The organism is Paraburkholderia kururiensis, assembly GCF_034424375.1.
GTDB classification, from domain to species: Bacteria; Pseudomonadota; Gammaproteobacteria; order Burkholderiales; family Burkholderiaceae; genus Paraburkholderia; species Paraburkholderia kururiensis_A.
Genome location: NZ_CP139965.1, coordinates 2,818,260 through 2,840,334, shown reverse-complemented (window position 1 = coordinate 2,840,334; position 22,075 = coordinate 2,818,260). Strand labels below are relative to the sequence as shown.

Annotated in this window: 16 protein-coding genes; 8 read left to right on the top strand and 8 right to left on the bottom strand. The window is 67.4% G+C overall.

Going from position 1 to position 22,075, the window contains the following annotated elements; translation table 11 throughout:
- Window positions 1–5: 5 nt before the first annotated feature.
- Window positions 6–620: a hypothetical protein gene (locus U0042_RS12655; RefSeq protein WP_232833376.1), complete on the bottom strand. Its 615-nt coding sequence runs from the start codon at window positions 618–620 to the stop codon at window positions 6–8.
- A gap of 92 nt (window positions 621–712) precedes the next feature.
- Between U0042_RS12655 and U0042_RS12650 the strand changes: the two genes are divergently transcribed.
- Both U0042_RS12650 and U0042_RS12645 read left to right on the top strand, forming a co-directional pair.
- Complete coding sequence (locus U0042_RS12650; protein ID WP_232833375.1) at window positions 713–1,681, top strand: helix-turn-helix transcriptional regulator; 969 nt, start codon at window positions 713–715, stop codon at window positions 1,679–1,681.
- Window positions 1,678–3,654 (top strand): DUF3857 domain-containing protein, encoded by a 1,977-nt coding sequence (locus tag U0042_RS12645; RefSeq protein WP_114811069.1) that lies wholly within the window; start codon window positions 1,678–1,680, stop codon window positions 3,652–3,654. Before U0042_RS12650 ends, U0042_RS12645 begins: the two co-directional genes overlap by 4 nt.
- 67 nt (window positions 3,655–3,721) lie before the next feature.
- Here U0042_RS12645 and U0042_RS12640 read toward each other — a convergent pair whose 3' ends face one another.
- From U0042_RS12640 to glgC, 6 genes are all read right to left on the bottom strand, one after another.
- Window positions 3,722–4,507, bottom strand: coding sequence for a DUF4397 domain-containing protein (locus U0042_RS12640; RefSeq protein ID WP_114811068.1), 786 nt, complete (start codon window positions 4,505–4,507; stop codon window positions 3,722–3,724).
- A 509-nt stretch (window positions 4,508–5,016) separates the two neighbouring features.
- Window positions 5,017–6,162 (bottom strand): branched-chain amino acid ABC transporter substrate-binding protein, encoded by a 1,146-nt coding sequence (locus tag U0042_RS12635; protein ID WP_114811067.1) that lies wholly within the window; start codon window positions 6,160–6,162, stop codon window positions 5,017–5,019.
- A gap of 484 nt (window positions 6,163–6,646) precedes the next feature.
- Entirely contained in the window at window positions 6,647–7,108 is a 462-nt protein-coding gene (locus tag U0042_RS12630; protein WP_114811066.1) for a hypothetical protein, read from the bottom strand.
- Window positions 7,109–7,277: 169 nt separating this feature from the next.
- On the bottom strand, window positions 7,278–8,147 hold the full coding sequence (pdxY, locus tag U0042_RS12625) for a pyridoxal kinase PdxY (RefSeq protein WP_114811065.1): 870 nt from the start codon (window positions 8,145–8,147) through the stop codon (window positions 7,278–7,280).
- Between the two features lie 356 nt (window positions 8,148–8,503).
- The gene (gene glgA, locus U0042_RS12620; RefSeq protein ID WP_114811064.1) at window positions 8,504–9,964 is read right to left on the bottom strand and encodes a glycogen synthase GlgA; all 1,461 of its coding nucleotides are present in this window, start codon (window positions 9,962–9,964) and stop codon (window positions 8,504–8,506) included.
- A gap of 34 nt (window positions 9,965–9,998) precedes the next feature.
- The gene (gene glgC / locus U0042_RS12615; protein ID WP_114811063.1) at window positions 9,999–11,285 is read right to left on the bottom strand and encodes a glucose-1-phosphate adenylyltransferase; all 1,287 of its coding nucleotides are present in this window, start codon (window positions 11,283–11,285) and stop codon (window positions 9,999–10,001) included.
- Window positions 11,286–11,619: 334 nt separating this feature from the next.
- Here glgC and U0042_RS12610 point away from each other — a divergent pair, with 334 nt between their 5' ends.
- Window positions 11,620–12,756: an alpha/beta fold hydrolase gene (locus tag U0042_RS12610; RefSeq protein ID WP_232833374.1), complete on the top strand. Its 1,137-nt coding sequence runs from the start codon at window positions 11,620–11,622 to the stop codon at window positions 12,754–12,756.
- Between the two features lie 9 nt (window positions 12,757–12,765).
- On the opposite strand, the gene U0042_RS12605 is transcribed toward U0042_RS12610, so the two are convergent.
- The gene (locus U0042_RS12605; protein WP_114811062.1) at window positions 12,766–13,767 is read right to left on the bottom strand and encodes an LLM class flavin-dependent oxidoreductase; all 1,002 of its coding nucleotides are present in this window, start codon (window positions 13,765–13,767) and stop codon (window positions 12,766–12,768) included.
- Window positions 13,768–14,602: 835 nt separating this feature from the next.
- On the opposite strand from U0042_RS12605, the gene hpnI reads away from it, so the two are divergent.
- The 5 genes from hpnI to U0042_RS12580 all read left to right on the top strand — a co-directional run bounded on the left by hpnI (window position 14,603) and on the right by U0042_RS12580 (window position 21,700).
- Window positions 14,603–15,835: a bacteriohopanetetrol glucosamine biosynthesis glycosyltransferase HpnI gene (gene hpnI, locus U0042_RS12600; protein WP_114811061.1), complete on the top strand. Its 1,233-nt coding sequence runs from the start codon at window positions 14,603–14,605 to the stop codon at window positions 15,833–15,835.
- Window positions 15,836–16,122: 287 nt separating this feature from the next.
- A complete protein-coding gene (hpnJ, locus tag U0042_RS12595; protein ID WP_114811060.1) occupies window positions 16,123–17,544 on the top strand; it encodes a hopanoid biosynthesis associated radical SAM protein HpnJ in 1,422 nt (473 codons plus the stop codon).
- On the top strand, window positions 17,544–18,422 hold the full coding sequence (gene hpnK / locus U0042_RS12590; protein WP_114811059.1) for a hopanoid biosynthesis-associated protein HpnK: 879 nt from the start codon (window positions 17,544–17,546) through the stop codon (window positions 18,420–18,422). The genes hpnJ and hpnK overlap by 1 nt, the downstream gene beginning before the upstream one ends.
- Window positions 18,419–19,528, top strand: a complete 1,110-nt coding sequence (locus U0042_RS12585; protein WP_114811058.1) for a lysylphosphatidylglycerol synthase domain-containing protein — start codon at window positions 18,419–18,421, stop codon at window positions 19,526–19,528. The genes hpnK and U0042_RS12585 overlap by 4 nt, the downstream gene beginning before the upstream one ends.
- Window positions 19,529–20,104: 576 nt before the next feature.
- Window positions 20,105–21,700, top strand: a complete 1,596-nt coding sequence (locus tag U0042_RS12580) for a rhodanese-related sulfurtransferase (RefSeq protein WP_114811057.1) — start codon at window positions 20,105–20,107, stop codon at window positions 21,698–21,700.
- The last annotated feature ends 375 nt before the right edge of the window (window positions 21,701–22,075 follow it).

Below are 22,075 nucleotides of genomic sequence, written 5' to 3'. Positions count from 1 at the left end.
ACCCTTCACGCTGGCACGCGCGTCGCGATGAAATCTCCGCCCACCTTCCACGTCACGCCGTCCGCTTCCAGCGACGTACCGGTCCAGCGAAACGTGTTGGCCGTGATGTGAGTGAAGTTCCAGCGGATCGGCGTGCCGTCCGCGCGCGTGCCGATCTGCACGATGTCGTCGCCCACGCGCCTGCCGATCAGTTCGCTGCGCTGGCCGCTCACGGGATCGATCCACGTGACGCGCCACGCACGCAACGCGGGGTCCCATACGCGCAGCGTCGTGCCGTAGCCGAGCGGCCCCTCGGCTTGCGCGCCGCGCGTGCGGCCTTGCCATTCGCTTCGCGCGGGAAAGATCCAGACGTCCTGCATCGCGCGGCCGTCCAGCACCCACGCGAAGTGCGCCTCGGCCTTCATCGGTGCGGCGCGCATGTCGGTGCGGTAGTGCAGCACCTCCAATGTCCAGCTGCCCGCGAGCCAGCCGTAGAGGTCGTCGCTCGCGGCGATGTCGGCGGCGCGGCCCGATGCGCCGAGCGCGGACCAGAGTGCTCCTTGCGCGGTGTCGGCGTGCAGCGGGTCCGGTGCCTGGGAAGCGGAATCGAGGCGCGTGGCCCCGGCCATCTGCGGGTTCATCGGAAACCTCCTCGAGGGTGCGTGTGGCGCGTCACGCCGGCCACAGCGATGTGCTAAAAACGAGGATACGAGACCTCGCGGGGGACTTCCTGGTGAAAATTGCAGTGGATCTGCAGCAGGCACTGGCGACGCGAACACGCGACGGCGCGGCGGGTCACACGACGGCGCGTCCTCTCGCGGCGGGCGAGGGCTGGTGCGTGGACGACGTGCTCTGCACCTTCGGTCCGCGCGACCAGCCGTTCGAGGAGCGGCACGGCAGCGTCTGCATCGCGGTCGTGGCCGCGGGGTCGTTCGATTACCGGTGTGAGGCGGGGCGCGAATTGATGACGCCAGGTTCGCTCATGCTCGGCAACGCCGGCGCCTGCTTCGAATGCGGACACCGGCACGCGGCCGGCGACCGCTGCCTGTCGTTTCATTACTCGCCCGCATGGTTCGAACAGCTGGGCGCCGATCTCGGTGTGCGCAGCGGCGGCCTCGCGTTTCGCGCCACACGCGTGCCGCCCACACGCAGACTCGCGCCGCTGGTTGCGCGTGCGATGGCGGGTGCTGCCAGTACCGCCGGAGGGGCCAGGACCGACTGGAGCGAACTCGCCGTGCAGCTTGCGGCGGCCACGCTCTCGGTAATGAACGAACACGAGAAGGGACGCACCGCGTCGAATGCCTCGTGCGATACCGCAACGGCGTGGTCGCGTGTGGCGCAGACGGCGCGGCTCATCGAAGACACGCCAGGCGATGACCACACGCTCGCCACGCTCGCCGCCTGTGCCGGCGTGAGCGAGTTCTACTTCCTGCGCACGTTCGCGCAGGTGACGGGCGTGACGCCGCATCAGTACGTGCTGCGCACGCGTCTGCGGACCGCCGCGCTGCGTCTGCGTCGCCATGATGCAGGCGAGACGACCGTGCTCGATATCGCGCTCGATTGCGGCTTCAACGACGTGTCCAACTTCAATCACGCGTTTCGCGCCGAATTCGGCATGAGCCCGCGTGCGTGGCGTGCCGCAGCGCAGGGTCGATCCGGTGTCCTCAGCGCGGCCAAGCGCCCGGGGACACCGCGCGAATGAACGCCATGCTGCCGATGCTGCATGCGGCCGGACAGCCTCGCACCGGCATCGCGTCTGTGCCGCGTTTTGCGGGGCTGTTCGCCCGCATGCTTGCCGTCCTCATGCTCACCCTGCTCATGATCCCGCCAGCGCAGGCCGCTTCCGAGGCCGAGTCCGAAGACGTGCCGCCTTCCACCGTCGAGCGCGACGTGCATCTCTTCGTCGTCCAGCAAGACGGCTCCGTGGAAGAGCACGACGACACCGTGCTGCGCGCGAACACGAACGCGGGCGTCGATGAAATCGCGCAGCGTTACGTCTGGTTCAACAAGGACACGGAGCGCGTGGCGCTGCTCGCGGCCGAAACCATCGAGCCCGACGGCACCGTTCGGCGCGTGGAGCCCGAAGGCATACGCGACGTGCAGGAGCCGCGTTCCTCGGGCGCACCCACCTTCGAAGACGGCGTGCTGCGCACCGTGATCTTTCCGGGCGTGCAGCCCGGCGCGCGCGTGCATCTGGCGTTCCGCAAAACGCGCGTCGCGCCGCGGACCGGCGCAACCTTCGCGTACTTCGTGGAGCCCACGGGCGGCCCCGTCGAATTCCAGCAGCTCATCTACGACTTGCCCGCCGACGTGCCGCTCTACGCGGACGCACGCGGCTACGTCGCGCTCACGCCCGTCACCGCGAACGGCCGCACCCGCTACACGTTCGAGTATCGCCACGGTCCCTACGCGCCGCAGGAGGCGGGCGCGGCGGGCTACGTCACCTGGGGCGACCGCCTGATGGTCTCGACGGTGCGCGATTACGCGTCGTTCGCCGCGCTCTACCGCGATGCCGCCGCGGACCCTACGGCGACCGATCCGCAGGTGGCCGCGCTGGCCGCGGCGCTCACCGCGCATGCAACCACGCCGCGCGAAAAGGCGCGTGCCATCTACGACTGGGTGCGCTTCAACATTCGCTACGTGGCGCTCTTTCTGGGCGAGACGGCGACGGTGCCGCATCGCGTGACGGACGTCTTGCGCAACCGCTACGGCGACTGCAAGGACCACGTCGCCGTGTTCACTGCGCTGCTCGCCGCGGCGGGCATTCGCGCCGAGCCCGCGCTGATCGGTCTGGGGACCGTCTATACGCTGCCTTCTGTGCCGGGCTACGGGGCGGGCGCGATCAATCACGTAATCGTATGGATACCTGAATTACAGCTGTTCGCCGATACCACGGCGGGCGGCACGGCGTTCGGCTATCTGCCTTCCATCGTGATGGACCGGCCCGCGCTGCTCGTGGACGAAGGCGTGCTCACGCGCACGCCCGCCACGCAGGCGCGCACCCGCAGCGTGCACCTCACGATCGAGGTGAGTATGGACGGCAACGCGGCCTACGCGTACCACGTGGAAGACGACGGCGTGAGCGCCGAACTGGAGCGCAACGTGTTCCGCCGCGCCACGCGCCAGCGCGCCCAGCAGATCGCCGCGGACCGTCTGCGGCAAACGGGGCTCACGGGCACGGCGAAAATCCGCACGGCGCCCCTCGCGCCCACGGACGGCCCCTTCGCCACGACGACGACGGGCACGATCGAACACGCCGTCTGGCCCGCGGGCACCACCGCGATGCCCGCGCTATCGAGCCTCGCGGGCGGCATCGCGAGCCAGCTTCAGGCGTGGCTTTCCGTGCCGCGACGCACGCAGCCGTTCGTTTGCATCGACGGCGATTTCGACGAGACCGCGCAGATCGCGCTGCCGCGCACGGTGCGCGTCGAAGACCTGCCCACCGATACAGAGGTGCACGACCGCTTCGTCGACTACGCCTCGCACTACGTGTTCGACGCGGCGTCGCAGACGCTGCAGATCGATCGGCGGCTGCATACGCACTTCGGGCAACAACTCTGCACGCCCGAAGCGTTCGACGCGATGCGCGCCTCGCTCGTCGCGATCGAACGCGACGCGCTCTCGCAGATCGTGGTGCGCGCGAAAGAGGGCGGTGCGGCTCACACGCCGCGTTGAGACGGCGCAGGCCGGACGAGTCTGCTCATGAACCTGCGCTCATCAACGTGCGCTTATGAATCCACGCTCATGAACCCGTCAGCGTATTGGTCAGTTCCAGCGCCGGCGTGGTGGTGTTGCCGCCTTGCGCAACCAGCAGATGGATCTGGTTCGGCGCCAGCTGGCTCAGTACGCCGGCAACGGGCACGGTGGTGATGAGCCAGTCGGCGTTGTTGGCGAGGCTGAAGGTGGAGGACTGGAAGATCGGTGTCTTGCTGCCCGCCGTGGTCGCGATGGCGACGTAGTTGCCGCCCGAGAGATAGATGGAGTCCTGGCCGCTTGCCGGCGCCGCGTTCTTGAACGACACGCCGGCCATCGTCGGGCTCACGGTGTTGATGTCGGTGTTGGGCGGCACGATGTAGAGGTCCACGTTCTGCGCGTTGGCCGTGGCGTTGAAGGCGCGCACGCGGGCGTCGTTGGAGAGCAGGCCCTTGTCGAACGGGTCGTCGATCAGGCCGATGTCCGGCGCGGCGAGTCCGGGCAGCGCGAGCACGGTGTACTCGTGACCCTTGGCGACGTCGGGGAAGTTGCCGCTCGCGAGCGCGGTCGTCGAACCCGTGTTCGCATAGGCCACCGCCGTTGCGCCCGTATTGATGTTCGCGAAATTCGTGACCTGCTTGTACGAGATGCCGGTCTGCAACGGACTGCCGTTCACGAGGAAGTCGACAGTCGGCCCGCCTGCAATGGCGTGCACGAAATGGACCTCGGGGTTTTGCAGGCCCAGTTCCTTGCCCACGTCGTGACCGCTGCCGCCGCATGCGGCGACGAGCGCCGCCACGGCCGCGATCGAACCCAACGTACGAAATGCCTTCATGTTGTCACCTCATCGAAGAGGGCGAGCTGCCCATGTTTGTCGTGCGGCCGTCGCTGCCGGGGCTGCGTGCATAGGCACGCATGTCGCCTCGCGGCAGCATCGCAAAGGGACGGCGCGCGTTCTTATCCCTGTTGTCCGTCGCGCGTAAGACTGCGCAAGCGCTACTCGACGAACATCGTTTGGACGGCGGCAAAAGCGCAATCGGTGTGCCACGCATGGCACGAGCGCGTGCGCGGCGTGCGCAACGCAAGGCGGCTCAAGGGGAAGGGGGACACCGAAGAGGCGTTCTAATCGGCGTATTGCGGCGCGCAAAAGCCGTGGCAGCGGCCCTTCGGCCTGCAAATCCGCCACGGTTTTGCAAGAAGTGGTAAGAAACGAGTCCGGAGGAAGGAACGCGGCGAACCGCCGACGTCCATGGCGCAAAAAAACGGGCGGCTCGTGAACCGGGCCGCCCGTTTTGTCTGATGGGAACTGCCGTGATGGGGACGGCAGCGAGCAGAATCAGTCGATCAACTGCCCTTGGTCACGACCGTCACCCACGCACCGTTCTTCACCTGGTACATCGTGGACGAGCCGTGCTTCAGCGCGCCCGTGCTCTCGAACGCGATGTGGCCCGTCACGCCGTCGAAGCTGATGTTCTTGAGCGTGGCGCGATAGGCGTTTGGCGAGGTCGACTTCGCTGCTTCCATCGCCTTGATGGCGGCCCATGCCGCGTCATAGCCGAACGGCGCATACGAGAGGATGTCGACGCCGAAGCGCTTCTTGAACTTCTGCGAGAAGTCCTTGCCGCCGGGCAGTGCCGCGAGCGGACGGCCGTATTCCCAGGCCATCACGCCTTCGGCCGCGTCGCCCGCGAGCTTGATGAACTCGGGGTCCATCACGCCGCCGCCGCCCACGAGCTGCGCGCGCAGGCCGAGCTGCTTCATCTGCTTGGCGACCGACGCCGCCTGCGTGTCGAGACCGCCGAAGAACAGCAGATCGGCGTCCGTCGACTTGATCTTGGTGAGCTGCGTGCGGAAGTCCACGGCCTGGTTGTTCGTGTACTCGTGCGCGACGATCGTGCCGCCCTTCGCCTTCACGGCTTTCTCGAATTCGTCGGCCTCGCCCTGGCCGAAGGCCGTGCGGTCGTCGAGAATCGCGATGCGTTTGGCCTTCGTCACCTCGACGGCGTAGGCGCCCGCGGTGCCGGCGTTCTGCGCGTCGGTGGAGATCACCATGAACGCGTTGGCGAAGCCCTGGCTCACGATGGTCGGGTTGGTGGCGGCCGGGTCGATCATCGGAATGCCGGCGCCCTCGTAGATGCGCGAGGCCGGAATCGTGGTGCCCGAGTTGAAGTGGCCCACCACCGCGGACACGTTCTGGTCCACCAGCTTCTGTGCAGCCTGCACGCCGATGCGCGGGTCGGCCTGGTCGTCTTCGGCCACGAGCACGAAGTGCGCGACCTTGTCGCCGATCTTGATCTTCTGCGCGTTGGCTTCGTCGAGCGCGAGTTGCACGCCGTTCTGCAGGTCCTTGCCGTAGCCGGCGTTGGCGCCCGTGAGCGGCGCTGCGAAGCCGATCTTGACGTCGACGTCCTGCGCATGCGCCGCGAGCGGCGACATCGCAAGCGCGCCCAGCAGCACGGCGAAGGGTTGGAGGGTCTTGCGAAGACTCATGTTGTGCTCCTTCTTGTCGGCGGTTCGTGAAAGACGCGATTGCAACTGCGCCGGGCCGCATGCGCGGCGCCCCCCTGAGGCGTCGCGGCACGTCGCGTTCATGCGGTGCGCGCAGGCAGTCTGCCAGCCCGACACGGGCGGTGTTATCCAGACGTCCCCTGGGGGAGCGAAGCGATGTGGCGTTTGCGTTCGCCGTGCGTGTGGTCTCGTCGCCGGTGCCTGGCTGGCAGTCTGGCACGAATATAGGAAGCCAAATTGTTCGCGTCTTGGTCGAAGCCCTCGTTTTGGCTGCGCATTTCGGCACAGCGCGCGAGGGCGCAGGAACGCGGGAAGGAAAGGCGTCCGGCGCGGCGTTGCAGGCGGCGCGGGAAGCGTATATCTAAAGGCGTGGTGCCGGCGAAGGAGCGGCGGAAGAAGTGATGCGAGCGGTGCGACACAGCGGCGCACGCCGCCGCGTCGCTAGCCGCCCAATAGCATGACGATTTCAGCGCTCGGCTTGCAGCTCGAGCAGCGTTTCGTGCAGACGCACGAGCGGCTCTTTCGTGTCGTCGGAGGCCCAGGTGTCGAGGTCGTCGAGCGCGCGCTGGCAGCCGTCGAGCACCATGTCGAGATCGACGGCCACGCCGTTGGCGAGCGCGAAGCGCAGCGTCGCGGCGAACCGCTCGCAGTCGTCGTCGCCATACGCGATGTCGAGGTTTTCCGCGATCACGGCGGCGATGTCGCTGCGTGCGCGGTCCTCTTCGGCAACGAAATCGATGATGCCGCGCGCCACGTCGGGCGCGTGATAGAGCGCGATATCGAGCCACTGCGCGGCGTCGAAATCGTCGCTCTCCATCTGGCTCTCGAAGTATTCGATCGCCTCCTGCTCGTGCGTTTCGCCCGCGTCCACGTTCAGACACAACTGCTCGAAATACTCTTCCTGTTCGCTGCGGATGGGATGGCTCATCGTGAATCTCGTCTTTTGATGCGTGAAGCTGGGCAAGGGTGAAGTGCGCGCGCGATGCCGCGGTGGAGCGCGTGGGGAACGCGTATGGACCGCCTGGACTACCTGGATCGCTTGAGGCGCGTGGGCCCGCATTATAGGCGGTCCGCCTGAATGCCTGCGCGTGTGCCGCTCAACCGTTCAGCGCATCGGCCCGCCACGCTTCGAACCAGTCGCGCGGCTGCGCGATCTCGTTCTGGGCGGCCACGAGTTCGAGTTCGTAGCGGCCTGCGTCCCAGGTCTCGCGCATCACGGCGTTGACGGCGGCGAGCGTGTGCTCGAACGCCACGCGCAACGTGTTGCCGTTCATGAGGCACGCCACGAACACGGCGCTCGTCAGGTCGCCCACGCCCACGGGCTGCCGCGCGAACGGATAAAGCGGACGCTGGCCGACCCACGCTTCGCGCGCGGTCACGACGAGCATGCTGTAGGTATCCGCGGGACTGTTGCGGTCGAGCAGTTGTTTGACGAACACCGTCTTCGGTCCGCGCTCGATCAGTTCGCGGCAGGCCGCGACGGCTTCGTCGGCGGTTTCGAGTTCGCGGCCCACGAGGCGTTGCAGTTCGGCATGGTTGGGCAGCAGCACGTCGGCCACGGCAGGCATGTGTTCGGCGATGAAGGCGGCCATGCCGGCATCCGGCTCGCTGCCCGCGCTCGCGCTCATGACGGGATCGCAGAAATAGAGCGCACGCGGATTGACGGCCTTCACGAGCCGCACGATCTCGAGCACGGCTTCGGCCTGCCCCGGCGTGCCGAGATAACCGGAGAGCACGGCGTCGCAGCGCGGCAGCATGCCGATGGCGCCGATGCCTTCCACGAGGTCCTGCATCTGCGGCGGGTCGATAACGCTGCCGGTCCAGTGGCCGTACTGCGTGTGATTCGAAAACTGCACGGTGTTGAGCGGCCAGACGTTCACGCCGAGCCGCCGCATCGGAAACACGGCCGCGCTGTTGCCGGCGTGTCCGAAGACGACGTGGGGCTGGATGCTGAGAACGTTCTTCATGATGCGCTCTTGGCCATGCGGCTTTGCCGGTCTGGAGTCGATCGTGAGTGGGGCCCGCCGCCGTGGCGGGGGTGGGGTCGGGCGGGCGGTCCTGCGGTCCTGCGGACCGCCACGCCGGCGCCGCTGAAAACGTGTGACCCGGGTTCGCCGCCGTATGCGCTGCTGCACTCGAAACGCCTGCGGTATCCGCTGAACGATACCCGAAAAACCGCGCCGCAAGGCGCTTGCCGCCGTCTCTGTTGTACGGAAACTTCAGCAAGGATCAAGAAGGCGTGCCACGGGCCGGGGCGCGCGACCCATGACGCACGGGCGGCGTCGGTGCGCGGTCTGTGCCGCTTTAGTCTGCGCTGCGGCTATCAGGCAAGCTCGCGGTAGAGCGCGAGATACTGCTGCGCGGAGGCGCCCCAGCCGAAGTCCTGGCGCATCGCGCGCTGCTGCGTGGCGCGCCATTCGCGATGACGGCCGTACAACGCGAACGCGCGGCGGATGGCCGCCGTGAGCGCGCGCGGTTCGAAACGCTCGAAGACGAAGCCGGTGGCGAGGTCGTCGGCGAGATTTTCGAGCGACGCGTCGGTCACCGTGTCGGCGAGGCCGCCCACGCAATGCACGAGCGGCAGCGCGCCGTAGGCGAGCGCGTAGAGCTGCGTGAGGCCGCAAGGCTCGAAGCGCGAGGGCACGGCCATCACGTCGCTGCCCGCCACGATCTGATGCGCGAGCGCTTCGTCGAAACCGCGCTCCACGGCCACGGCCTCGGGATGCGCGTGGGCCGCGCGCATGAGCCCTTGCTCGAGCGCCGGGTCGCCGGTGCCGAGCACGACGAGCTGGCCGCCGCGCGTGACGATCTCGGGCAGCGCAGCGAGCAGCAGGTCGAGGCCTTTCTGTTCGGTGAGCCGGCTCACCACGCCGAAGAGCAGTGCATCGCTTTTTTCCGCGAGTCCGAACCGGCTTTGCAGCGCGGCCTTGCAGGCGCTTTTGCGTGCGAGCCGCGTGGGCGTGTAGCGCGCGGGAATCAGCGTATCGGTGGACGGATTCCAGACGCTGTAATCCACGCCGTTGAGAATGCCCGTGAGGTCGCGCGCGCGTCCGCGCAACAGCGCATCGAGCCCGCAGCCCTGCGCGAGCGTCTGGATTTCGCGGGCGTAGGTGGGGCTCACCGTCGTGAGCCGGTCCGCGTAGTAGAGCCCGGCTTTCAGGAACGAAAGCTGACCGTAGAACTCGACGCCGTGCATGTCGAAGAAAGCCGGCGGCAGCCCCAGCTGGCCGAACTGATGGGCCGGGAAGATGCCCTGGTAGGCGAGGTTGTGCACGGTGAAGACCGACCGCGCCGGGGCGCGCCCGCGCTCCTGTGCCGCGGCGGCGAGGTAGGCGGGCGCCATGCCGGCGTGCCAGTCGTGGGCATGCACGATCTGCGGAGCCCACGCGGAATCCAGATGCTGCGCGAGCTGGGCCGCGGCCCAGCCGAGCAGCGCGAAGCGCTGGGCGTTGTCGCCGTAGGGGACGTGTTCGCTGTCGAGATAGGGATTGCCGGGGCGGTTGTAAAAGTCGTCGGCGCGAATCACGTAGACTGCGAGGCCCGTGGCCGGCAGCGTGCCGAGTTCGAGCGTGGCTTCGCGCGCGCCGAAGCGGCGCGCGAGCGGCGCCACGGGACGCAGATCCGCGAGGCCCGCGAGCACGGCAGGAAAGCCGGGCAGCAGCGCGCGCACGTCGGCGCCCAGTTCGACGAGCGCGGGCGGCAGTGCGCCCGTCACATCGGCGAGTCCTCCGGTTTTCAGCAGCGGATACAGCTCGCTCGCAACGTGAAGGGCGCGAATCGTCATCGGGCAAGGCTCCTTGCGGGCTTGGGGTGGCCGCTCAGTGCGCCTGCTGGCGCCTCAGGGCTTCCTCCGTCACGAGCACCACGCCGCTTTCGGTGCGATAGAAGCGCTCGGCGTCGCGTACCGGGTCTTCGCCGATCACCGTGCCGTCCGGCACGGTGCAGCCGCGGTCGATCACGACCTTGTGCAGCCGGCAGCTCGTGCCCACGGTGACCTGCGGCAGCAAGACTGCCTCAGCGATGTTACAGAACGATCTCACGACCACGTTCGACGAGAGTACGGAGCGCGAAATCTGCGAACCGGAGATCACGCAGCCGCCGCAGACGATGAGGTTCGTGGCCGACCCTTGCAGCCCGTTGAGGTCGCGCACGAACTTGGCGGGCGGCAGTTGTTCCTGGTGCGTCCAGATGGGCCAGTTGCGATCGTAGAGATCGAGCGCCGGAATGGTGGAGGCGAGGTCGAGGTTGGCGGACCAGTAGGCGTCGACGGTGCCCACGTCGCGCCAGTAAGGCTCGACGGCCGGTGCCGAAGGGTCGGTGGGCCGCGTGGAGACGCACGACAGGCTGAACGGATGCGCCAGCGCTTCGCCCTGGGTCACCACGCGCGGAATGATGTCCTTGCCGAAGTCGTGATCGGTGGCCACGCTCGCGATGTTTTCTTCGAGCAGCCGGTAGAGGTAGTCGGCGTTGAACACGTAGATGCCCATGCTCGCGAGCGCCACGTCGGGGTGGCCGGGCATGGCGGGCGGGTCGGCGGGCTTTTCGACGAAGCCCGTCACGCGGCGGTTTTCGTCGACGGCCATGACGCCGAACGCGGTGGCGTCCATGCGCGGCACCTCGATGCAGCCCACGGTGCAGTCCGCGCCGCTCGCTTCGTGGTCCGCGATCATGCGCGTGTAGTCCATCTTGTAGACGTGGTCGCCCGCCAGCACGATCACGTACTTCGGCCCGATCGAGCGGATGATGTCGAGGTTCTGGAACACAGCGTCCGCCGTGCCGCGATACCAGTGCGCGCCTTCCACGCGCTGCTGCGCGGGCCACAGGTCGATGAACTCGTTGAACTCGCCGCGCAGGAAACCCCAGCCGCGCTGCAGGTGCCGCAACAGCGAATGCGCCTTGTACTGCGTCACGACGGCGATGCGCCGGATGCCTGAATTCAGGCAGTTCGAGAGTGCGAAGTCGATGATGCGGAATTTGCCGCCGAAGTAGACCGCGGGCTTCACGCGCTTGTTGGTGAGCGGACCGAGCCGCGTGCCGCGTCCGCCGGCGAGGACGATGGCGAGCGTCGTGCGCTGCAGATCGTTGAGGCGTGCCGGAGTGTCCATGGGTGTCTCCTTGTTGTGCCCCCGGGATCAGGTCTGCGGCGGTGCGGCTGCCGGTTGTTCTTGTTTTGCGGTCTGGTCGGGCGCGCTTCGTTGTTTCGTCGTTTCGTTGTTTTGTCGTGCGCCTTCGTTACGCGTTTTCGTTACCTTGCTGCCACGTCAGTTAGTTCTAGCACCGAATGCCTGCGCACGGAAAGGCGGATTTGCGACGGCGTACAGGCGTTGCGGCGCAACACGCGGCGCTGCGGCGGTCCGCCATGCCCGCTAGAATCGGCGCGGTCGTTCCGGCTTGTCGGGCTGATGCCCGCGCTGTCGTTCGTCAGGAGTCTGTGCCTTCATGTCCATGCCTTCTTGCCTCGCCGTGTTGCGTCGTCGGTTGTTCGCGGCATCTTGCGTTGCGCGGTGGGTCGCTTGTGCCATCGCTCGCGTCACCGCTCGTGCCACCGCTTGCGCCGCTGTTTTCATCGCCGCTTGCACCGTGCTCGCGTCTCCCGCATTCGCGGCAGCTGCGCCGGTTGCCGACGACGGCCCCGCCTATGGCCCGGAGTTGCAGGGCTTCGACTATCCCGCGCCCGTGCAGCAGTTCGAGTTCACGTCACAAGGCGTGGCGCTGCACATGGCCTACATGGACGTGCGGCCCGCGCAGGCCAACGGCCGCACCGTGGTGCTGCTGCACGGCAAGAACTTCTGCGCGGCCACGTGGGAAGGCACGATTCGCCGACTCACCGATGCCGGCTATCGCGTGATCGCGCCTGACCAGATCGGTTTCTGCAAGTCGAGCAAACCGGCGCACTACCAGTTCAGCTTCCAGCAGCTCGCTCGCAATACGCATGCCTTGCTGGCGTCGCTGGGCGTCGCGCGTGCGACCGTCATCGGGCACTCGACGGGCGGCATGCTCGCCGTGCGCTACGCGCTCATGTACCCGCGCGAGACGGAGCAACTGGTGCTGGTGAACCCCATCGGGCTGGAGGACTGGAAGGCGAAGGGCGTGCCTTCGCTTTCGGTGGACGAGTGGTACGCGCGCGAACTGAAGACCACTGCCGACGGCATTCGCCGCTACGAGCAGGCCACCTATTACGCGGGCGAGTGGCGCAGCGACTTCGAACCGTGGGTGCAGATGCTGGCCGGCCTCTATCGCGGGCCGGGGAAGGAGCAGGTGGCGTGGGACTCGGCGCTGCTGTACGACATGATCTACACGCAGCCCGTGGTCTACGAGTTCGGACTGATCGAGCCGCCCACGCTGCTACTGATCGGCGACAAGGACACCACCGCTATCGGCAAGGACATCGCGCCGCCCGAGGTGCGCGCGAAGATCGGTCACTACCCCGAACTCGCGAAGCAGGCCGCGCGCGCCATTGCGCACGCGACGCTCGTCGAGTTCCCCGATCTGGGCCACGCGCCGCAGATGCAGGATCCGCAGGCGTTTCACAAGGCGTTGCTGGAAGGACTCGCCCGGTTGCCGACGGCGCGTTGAGGTTCGATATCAGGCACCCGCACCCGCCGCCATCTCGTCGCGCACCTGCGCCGCGATCTCGAACGACCGCAGCCGCGCTGCGTGATCGAAGATCTGCGCCGTGATGATCAGTTCGTCGGCACGGGTTTCCTCGATGATGGACGCGAGCCCCGCGCGCACGTCGTCGCGGTCGCCCACCACCGAGTACGAGAGCGAATGCGCGACGCCCGCGAATTCGAGTTCGTTCGCCTCCAGCGTCTCCACGGGCGGCGGCAGTTGCCCCGGCGTGCCGCGGCGCAGATTCAGGAACTGCTGCTGGAGCGACGTGAAAAGCCGTCGTGCCTCGTCGGCGGTTTCCGCCGCGAACACGTTGACGCCCACCATCGCGTAGGGCTTTGCCAACTGCGCCGATGGCCGGAATTGCGCGCGGTACAGCCGCAGCGCGTTCAGCAGGTAGTCCGGCGCGAAATGCGAGGCGAAGGCGAACGGCAGCCCGAGCGCCGCGGCAAGCTGCGCGCTGTAGAGGCTCGAGCCGAGCAGCCACAGCGGCACATCCTGGCCCGCGCCCGGCACGGCGCGAATGCGCTGGCCCGGCACCGGTTCGGCGAAGTAGCGCTGCAACTCCACCACGTCGTCCGGAAACGAATCGGCGCTCGCCTGCAGGTCGCGGCGCAGCGCGCGGGCCGTGGTCTGGTCCGTGCCGGGCGCGCGGCCGAGCCCGAGGTCGATGCGGCCGGGGTAGAGCGCGGCGAGGGTGCCGAACTGCTCGGCGATCACGAGCGGCGCATGGTTGGGCAGCATGATGCCGCCCGAGCCCACCCGGATGGTGCGCGTGCCGCCGGCCACGTGGCCGATCACGACCGACGTCGCGGCGCTCGCGATGCCGGGCATGTTGTGGTGCTCCGCGAGCCAGTAGCGGCGGTAGCCCCAGCGCTCGGCGTGCTGGGCGAGATCGAGCGTGTTGCGCAGGGCGTCGGTTGCCGTGGAGCCGGCGGCGATGGGCGCGAGGTCGAGAACCGAAAAGGGGATCATGGAAAGGGCGAGCCGGGTCGTTTGCAGTGCGCGAGGCGAGCCGTCGACTGCCGCGGAGCCGCAGGCACAACGCGGGCGAAAGCGTGTCGGCTCGAGGCTCCGGCGAACGGTGGGCGCAGCGCAAGGTGAAGGAAAGCCGATTGTGCCAAAGCGGCTCCGATTGCGCTGAGGGCCGCCCCATGTCCCTGCGGCCGTCAGGGTCGGCGGGCCGTGGCAACCGGGCGGGACGACCGCTGGATAGGGCCGTGCGCCGATATAAACGGCCGGGCATAAAGGCGACAACCTATGCGGATCAGCATTTTTTTCCGGACATTTCATCCGTGCGGATTTAGAAAATAATGGCGCCCGATTTCGCCGCGCTATTGCGCCGTTGTAAAAAGTGCGCAAATAGTCGTGTAAAAGCCTCAGTTCGTGCCGGCCATCAGGCAAGCCACGCGCGGCCCTGCTAAAATTTCGCCACCATGAATGGGCGTGCGGTTGCCATTCAACAGGAGGGTGCAGCGTGAAGTCCGTCTGCCCTACCTGCCCCGTATTCGTAGCCCCTTTTCCGTCGAGCCACGGAAAGCGCATCGAGCCCGTCCGCCTTATCCGGCAGGACCGAGCGCCGCTGCGCTTTCATTTGCGTGTCAGGTGGCCGAATCAATATTACGGTCGATTACGGGAACGCGGATCGCACGCCTTCAACCCGGCAAGCTGCCCGCGCCATGCCGGCGCGGCAGCTCACGTGCGGGTCGCAAGCAGAAGGAGTCGGGATCGTGCGTACCAGCATTCCCAGCAAGGTTTCATCGAACGGCCGTGCGGCCCGTGGGCGGCGTGTCGCCCGGGGTAGCGGCCAATGACGCTTCCATCGTTGCCTGTTTTCGAGTGGCTGGCCATTGCGCTGTGCTGCGTGGCCACCCTCTATGCCATCGTGGCGGCGCTCGCCATGCCGTCGTTCGGCACTGCGCGCTTCACGCGCGAAGCCGTGCGGCGCGCCCGCGCGCAAACGCCGATGTCGGTCAGCGTGCTCAAGCCGCTGTGCGGCGCCGAGCCGCGTCTTTACGAAAACCTTGCAAGCTTCTGCGAGCAGTCGCACCCATGCTTCCAGTTGCTGTTCGGCGTGTCGTCGCCGGCCGACCCCGCGATTGCGGTGGTGCGCCGGCTCGAAGCCGCCTACCCGCACCTCGACATCGAACTCGTGGTGGACCCGCGCGTGCACGGCAGCAACCTCAAAGTCAGCAACCTCATGAACATGGTGGCGCGCGCGCGTCATGAGGCGATCATCATTGCGGACAGCGACATCGCAGTGGAGCCGGACTACCTGAGCACGGTCACGGCGCCCCTCGCCAACCCCGAGGTGGGCGTGGTCACGTGCCTTTACCACGCGAAGAGCATTGGCGGCTTCTGGCCGCGCGTGGGTTCGCTCTTCATCAACGAGTGGTTCGCGCCCTCGGTGCGGGTGGCCCACGCAGCCGGTTCGCGCGATTTCGGCTTCGGCGCCACGCTTGCGCTGCGCCGCTCGACGCTCGCGAAGATCGGCGGCTTCGAAGCGCTCAAAGACTGCCTCGCCGACGACTACATGCTGGCCGAACACGCTCGCGAGCAAGGCCTCGCCACGGTGCTCGCGCCCGTGATGGTGGAAACCGATGTGATCGAGCCGAGCCTGCGTACGCTCTGGCTGCGCGAAACGCGCTGGCTGCGTACCATCCGCTCGGTCAACCCGTCCGGTTTCGCGTTCCTGTTCATTACCTTTACGTCGCCGTGGCTGCTCGTGGGGGCGTTGTTCGCCTGGCTGCTCGATGGCAGCGCGGCCATGGCGGGGCAGCCGTTTGCGGCGAATCTGCTCGTGGCGAGCACGGTTGCGGGTATCATCGCGCGTGTTCTGCTGCATGCCCGCAGCGCGCGGCATGCCCGGGCGTTCTGGCGCGACCTGCCGCTCGTGCCGCTGCGTGACGGTTTGCTCGCGCTGCAGTGGCTCGGCGCGGTGTTCGGCACCCATGTGGTGTGGCGCGGCGCCCGTATGGCCGTGGCCAATCCGGTCACGGCGCAGCCGCGGCCTTCGGTGGTCGAGGTGTCGGACGGCCGCTAAAGGGGCGAACGCCTCGGGACGGAAAGCGTTCGGAAGGCCAGGGCGGCGGGTTGCCCCAAGGCAAGTCGCCCTCGGTTCGATCCCGAAAACGAGGCAGCGGTGCACTGCGCGCCGCGCGCCCATCAGCATCGTTTAAGCAGGACGACGTAGGCTGCCCCTTGCGGCGCTCGCATCGCATGTGCGGGCGGGCGCCGCGAAGCCGAGGCACGACGTCGATGAAAGCAGGCACGCCCGTACGGGCGCCATTCAACAAGAGTTCAGTTACAACGCAGGTTGCCGGAGCATTCATGAAAACGCTGTTTTTGCAGGCGCCGTCCTACGACGGTTTCGACGGCGGCGCGGGTTCGCGCTATCAGGCCAAGCGCGAGATCCGCTCGTTCTGGTATCCCACCTGGCTCGCCCAGCCGGCTGCGCTCGTGCCCGGCAGCCGCGTCGTCGATGCGCCGGCCGACGGCCTGTCGGTCGAGGAAACGCTGAAGATCGCCAACGACTACGACCTCGTCATCATCCACACGAGCACGCCGTCGTTCCCCACCGACGCGATGTTCGCGCAGGATCTCAAGAAGATGAAGCCGTCGATGCTGGTCGGCATGGTGGGCGCGAAGGTGATGGTGGACCCGCACAATTCGCTCACGGCCACCGACGCCATCGACTTCGTCTGCCGCGAAGAATTCGACTTCACGTGCAAGGAACTCGCCGAAGGCAAGCCGTTCCCGGAGATCAAGGGTTTGAGCTGGCGCGCGAAGGACGGCTCGATCGAGCACAACGAAGCGCGTCCGATCCTCGAGAACATGGACGAACTGCCGTTCGTCGCGCCCGTCTACAAGCGCGACCTGAAGATCGACAACTACTTCATCGGCTATCTGAACTACCCGTACGTGTCCATCTACACGGGCCGCGGCTGCAAGTCGCGCTGCACGTTCTGCCTGTGGCCGCAGACGGTGAGCGGCCACCGCTACCGCACGCGCTCTGTCGAAAACGTGCTGGAAGAAGCGAAGTGGATCCGCGACAACATGCCGGAAGTGAAGGAACTGATGTTCGACGACGACACCTTCACCGACGACCTGCCGCGCGCCGAAGCCATCGCCATCGGCCTCGGCAAGCTCGGCATGACGTGGTCGTGCAACGCGAAGGCGAACGTGCCGTACAAGACGCTGAAGGTCATGAAGGAAAACGGCCTGCGTCTGCTGCTGGTCGGCTTCGAATCCGGCGACGACCAGATCCTCGTGAACATCAAGAAGGGCGTGCGCACCGATTTCGCGCGCCGCTTCAGCGCGGACTGCAAGAAGCTCGGCATCAAGATCCACGGCACGTTCATCCTCGGCCTGCCGGGCGAGACGCAGGAAACCATCAAGAAGACGATCGAGTACGCGAAGGAAATCAATCCGCACACGATCCAGGTCTCGCTCGCCGCGCCGTATCCGGGCACGACGCTCTACAAGCAGGCCGTCGAAAACGGCTGGATGGAAGAGAACAAGACCATCAACCTCGTGAGCAAGGAAGGCGTGCAGCTCGCGGCGATCGGCTACGCGCACCTGTCGCGCGACGAGATCTATCACCACCTCGAGCAGTTCTATCGCCAGTTCTACTTCCGTCCCTCGAAGATCTGGGAAATCGTGCGCGAGATGCTGACGAGCTGGGACATGATGAAGCGGCGTCTGCGCGAAGGCGTGGAGTTCTTCCGCTTCCTGCGCGCGCACGAGGCGTAATGCAGTCCCCCGGGCTCGCGCCGCAGCGTCCATCCGGCCGGGTCCGAACGCTGATCATCACGGCAGACGACTTCGGCCTGCACGAGCGCGTGAACGAGGCCGTGGAGCGCGCGCACCGCGACGGCGTGCTCACGGCCGCGAGCCTCATGGTCGCCGCACCGGCCGCGCGCGATGCAGTGGAGCGTGCGCGGCGTCTGCCGCACCTGCGCGTGGGCCTGCACCTCGCGCTCGCGGACAGCGACGCCATGCTGCCGCCCGCGCAGATTCCCGCGCTCGTCGACGCCAACGGCCGTTTCGGCAGCAACATGGTGCTGGACGGCGTGCGCTTCTTCTTCCTTCCGCATGTGCGCCGCCAGCTCGCGCGTGAAATCCGCGCGCAGTTCGAAGCGTTCGCCGCCACGGGCCTCACGCTCGATCACGTCAATACGCACAAGCATTTCCATCTGCATCCCACGGTGCTTTCGCTGATTCTCGAGATTGGCCGCGACTACGGCATGCGCGCCATGCGCCTGCCGTGCGAGGCCGATGCGCCGGCGTGGCTGCGGCCGTGGATCAACCTCGTGCGGGCACGGCTCGTGCGCGCCGGCATCGACCACAACGACTACGTGGTGGGCATGACCAACACGGGCGGCATGGACGAGCAGGTGCTGCTCGACACGCTCGCGCGGCTGCCCGACGGGGTGGGCGAGATCTACTGCCATCCGGCGGCGCCCGCGGATTCGGGCGAAGGCCCGATCACGGCCTCCATGCATGCCTACCGCCACGCGGACGAACTCGCGGCGCTGCTGTCGCCGCGTGTGGCCGCCGCCATCGACGCGGCGGGCGCGGTACGCGGCGGCTTTGCCGACGTGTTCGCGCGAGGAGCGCAAGCGTCATGAAATGGCTCAAGTGGATGGGCTTTCCCGTCGGTATCGCGATCCTGATCGCCCTCGTCGTGCACGAAGGCGCGCGCGACGTGATGCACGTGATCGGGCAGGCCGGTCCCGCGCTGCTGTGGCTCGTGCCGTTTCATGCGTTGCCGTTGTTGCTCGACGCGCACGCGTGGCGGCTCTTGCTGGGCGGCCGCGCGCCGCTCGCGTTCCTCTGGTGGATCGCGACCGTGCGCGAAGCCGTATCGCGCCTGCTGCCTTCGGTGGGCGTGGGCGGCGAGATCGTCGGCATCCGGCTCGCGCGCTGGCGGGTGCGCGATGCGAGCCGCGTGAGCGCCTCCGTGATCGTCGAGGTGCTGATCACCATCGCCGTGCAGTACGCGTTTTCGGCGCTCGGGCTCGTGTTGATCGTGGCGAGCACGCATCACGCGGATTCGCTGCGCGCCATCGGCCTTGCGCTGCTGCTTTCGCTGCCGGTGCCGGTGATCACCGTGGTGCTGCTGCGTCGCGGCGGCATCTTCCACGCCATCGAACGCTGGGCGGGCCGGCTGCTCGGCGAGGCGCATCCATTCCTGCTGGGCGTCGACGGCAAGAAGCTCGACGCCGACATCGACGCGTTGATGTGCCGCGCGGGCCTCCTGTTCCGCTCGTTTGCGTGGCAGCTGGGTGGCTACATGCTGGGCGCGCTCGAGACCTACTGGGCGCTGGCGCTGCTCGGGCACCCGGTATCCATTGCAGGCGCGCTCGCCATCGAGGCGCTCACCCAGGCCGTGCGCCACGCGGCCTTCATGGTGCCTGCGGGCCTCGGCATCCAGGAGGCCGCCGTGGTGCTGCTCGCGCAGATGTTCGGCGTGAACCACGAGGTGGCGCTTTCGCTCGCGCTCGTCAAGCGCATGCGCGAGGTCGTGTTCGGCTGCATGGCGTTGGCGTCGTGGCAACTGGCGGAACTCGTGCGCGGCCGACGGCATGTGCGGCCGGCGGGTAGCGCGCTGGCCGTTGCCACGGCGACCGCGGATGTGTCGCGCACGACGGACGGCGGTGCGCAGGCCTCCAGCGACGCGCAACGCGCCTTAGACCACGACGACGAACGGCACGCTCGCGAGCACGTGCGGTAGTTTTTCTGTCGTTCTCTCGTCGAGCGCTCTGCACTTCGGTGGCCCTCCGGCGCTGATCGTGCCCCTCCATGTCGCTTTCCGCGACAGCATTCCCTTCCTGACCTGAAACACGACGCGCGATCCGCGACGATATGCGCGCCCATCTCCGGCTGTGCCCGCACCCTGCGGTGCGGTGCGGAAATTGCGGCGCAGCTGTCGCACGAGTGCCTGCGCCGTCGCCTCTCCGCGCGCGAAAACGGTGCGCAAAAACGCCATCACACAGGCATGGTCGATGCTTGAACGCCTCGCATCGGTGACATACGACGTCAGAAAGGGGGCTGACCGGCGCCGTCTGCGACCACGCGCCCTCTGAATTCACGTTGATGGTGCAAACGTCGCGGCCACGCGTGGCGTCCATGCGGTGCCCATGCCGTGCTCTTGCGACCCGACCGGCCAACGCAGGACCGCAAGGCAAGGCTGCAAAGCAAGGCCGCAAAGCAGAACCCCAAGGCAAGCCCGGAGGCCGACCTCGTCTCCCGCTATTTCGAAGCATGTGTTGCCGACTCTCTGGAACATTTCGAAGGAGCTTTCCGCGTCATGACCCGATTCAACACCCGTTCTTGTCAGGACGTGCGCCGCACACTGATCGAACGACGCGAAATTGCGTTGCTCGACGTGCGCGAGGAGCATCCGCACGCACAGGGCCACCCGCTTTTCGCGGCCAATCTGCCGCTCTCGAGACTGGAACTCGACGCACCCGTGCGCCTGCCGCGCCGCTCGGTGCCCATCGTCGTGCTCGACAACGGCGAAGGCCTTGCCGCGCGCGCCGCGCAGCGCTTCGCCGAACTCGGCTATACCGACGTGGCGCTGCTCGAAGGGGGGCTGAAGGGCTGGGCCGTTGCCGGCGGCGAACTGTTCCGCGACGTCAACGCGCCCAGCAAGGCGTTCGGCGAACTCGTGGGGGCGGAGCGCCGCACGCCTTCGGTCGATGCGCGCACGCTGCAGGCCATGCTCGACCGCGAAGAGAACGTCGTCGTGCTCGACGCGCGCCGCTTCGAGGAATACCAGCGCATGAACATTCCGGGCAGCATCAGCGTGCCCGGCGCGGAACTCGTATTGCGCGCGCGGCAGATCGCACGCGATCCTGCGACGCACATCGTCGTCAATTGCGCGGGCCGCACGCGCAGCATCATCGGTGCGCAGTCGCTCATCAATGCCGGCGTGCCGAACCCGGTGAGCGCACTGCGCAACGGCACCATCGGCTGGAACCTGGCGGGGCAGCCGCTCGCGCACGGGAGTGCGCGCCGCTACGACACGGCGCTCGACGACGTGCTGCGCCTCGAAGCCGCGGACCGCGCCCGCGCCCTTGCGGACCGCGCCCGCGTAGGCCGCACGACGCGCGACGAGGCACGCCGCTGGGCCGACGAACGCGTGCGCACGATCTATCGCTTCGACGTGCGTTCGCAAGAGGAATACGAAGCGGGCCACGTGCCGGGCTTTCGTCATGCGCCGGGCGGCCAGCTCGTGCAGGAAACCGACGTGTTCGCGCCCGTGCGCGGCGCGCGCGTGATTCTCGCGGACAACGACGGCGTGCGCGCGAACATGACGGCGTCGTGGCTCGCGCAGATGGGCGTGGAAGTCTATGTGGCCGATGGCCTCACGCGCGGCGATTTCAGCGAGGAGGGGCTCACCACCGCCGTGCGCGACGCGCTCGCCGCACCGGTTGCCCAGGAGGTGACGCCTGCCGAGCTTGCCTCGTGGCTGCACGAGCCGGGCACGGTCGTGATCGATCTGGCCGCGAGCACGAACTACGTGAAGCGCCACATTCCGGGCGCGTGGTTCGCCATTCGGTCGCTGCTCGCGGACGCCGTACATCCATTGCCGCAGGCGCGCCGCTACGTACTTACGTGCGACACGAGCGCGCTTGCGCGTTTTGCGGCGCCGGAATTCGCGGCGCTCGTGGACGGCAAGCCCGTGCACGTGCTCGCGGGCGGCACCGCCGCGTGGATCGATGCGGACCTGCCGGTCGAAGCAGGCGAGACGCGCCTCGCCTCGCCGCGTATCGACCACTATTCGCGTCCCTACGAAGGCACCGACGTACCGCGCGACACGATGAACGCCTACCTCGAATGGGAGTGCGGACTCGTGGCGCAACTCGCGCGCGACGGCACACATGGTTTCTTCGTGATCTGAATGTGGAGCAGCGTGTGGCAGGGTGCGGCGGCGTGTGTTGCCGCATGTATTGCCGCATGTGTCGCAGCGCGTTGCATCCGCATGCAGACGTGTACGCGGATGGCCCGCGGAATCGGTGTAAACGCGGTCTCGATAAATGCCGGCGTTGAGTCTAGATTGTGGTCCACCGAGACACACCGAATAGTCGAGGGACCAGCAAGCCGCGTGAGACGGCCCATCAATCACGGGGATGGCGCGCAGGTCGGAGGCATTCGCCTCTGACCGTGTGCGTCACCAGCGCTCACCCCATTTCCACCGCCCTGGTTTGCGCATGTCGCGAGCCTGAAGCGTTCGCCGCTTCGAGTCCTTCCGGTCCCTTCTCGCCGTTTTCCCCCG

What these genes read in the sequence shown, in the direction of transcription:
- U0042_RS12655 (WP_232833376.1), bottom strand. Translation starts at nt 620, where the DNA reads ATGAACCCGCAGATGGCCGGGGCCACGCGCCTCGATTCCGCTTCCCAG.
- U0042_RS12645 (WP_114811069.1), top strand. Translation starts at nt 1,678, where the DNA reads ATGAACGCCATGCTGCCGATGCTGCATGCGGCCGGACAGCCTCGCACC.
- U0042_RS12640 (WP_114811068.1), bottom strand. Translation starts at nt 4,507, where the DNA reads ATGAAGGCATTTCGTACGTTGGGTTCGATCGCGGCCGTGGCGGCGCTC.
- U0042_RS12635 (WP_114811067.1), bottom strand. Translation starts at nt 6,162, where the DNA reads ATGAGTCTTCGCAAGACCCTCCAACCCTTCGCCGTGCTGCTGGGCGCG.
- U0042_RS12630 (WP_114811066.1), bottom strand. Translation starts at nt 7,108, where the DNA reads ATGAGCCATCCCATCCGCAGCGAACAGGAAGAGTATTTCGAGCAGTTG.
- pdxY (WP_114811065.1), bottom strand. Translation starts at nt 8,147, where the DNA reads ATGAAGAACGTTCTCAGCATCCAGCCCCACGTCGTCTTCGGACACGCC.
- glgA (WP_114811064.1), bottom strand. Translation starts at nt 9,964, where the DNA reads ATGACGATTCGCGCCCTTCACGTTGCGAGCGAGCTGTATCCGCTGCTG.
- glgC (WP_114811063.1), bottom strand. Translation starts at nt 11,285, where the DNA reads ATGGACACTCCGGCACGCCTCAACGATCTGCAGCGCACGACGCTCGCC.
- U0042_RS12610 (WP_232833374.1), top strand. Translation starts at nt 11,620, where the DNA reads ATGTCCATGCCTTCTTGCCTCGCCGTGTTGCGTCGTCGGTTGTTCGCG.
- U0042_RS12605 (WP_114811062.1), bottom strand. Translation starts at nt 13,767, where the DNA reads ATGATCCCCTTTTCGGTTCTCGACCTCGCGCCCATCGCCGCCGGCTCC.
- hpnI (WP_114811061.1), top strand. Translation starts at nt 14,603, where the DNA reads ATGACGCTTCCATCGTTGCCTGTTTTCGAGTGGCTGGCCATTGCGCTG.
- hpnJ (WP_114811060.1), top strand. Translation starts at nt 16,123, where the DNA reads ATGAAAACGCTGTTTTTGCAGGCGCCGTCCTACGACGGTTTCGACGGC.
- hpnK (WP_114811059.1), top strand. Translation starts at nt 17,544, where the DNA reads ATGCAGTCCCCCGGGCTCGCGCCGCAGCGTCCATCCGGCCGGGTCCGA.
- U0042_RS12585 (WP_114811058.1), top strand. Translation starts at nt 18,419, where the DNA reads ATGAAATGGCTCAAGTGGATGGGCTTTCCCGTCGGTATCGCGATCCTG.
- U0042_RS12580 (WP_114811057.1), top strand. Translation starts at nt 20,105, where the DNA reads ATGACCCGATTCAACACCCGTTCTTGTCAGGACGTGCGCCGCACACTG.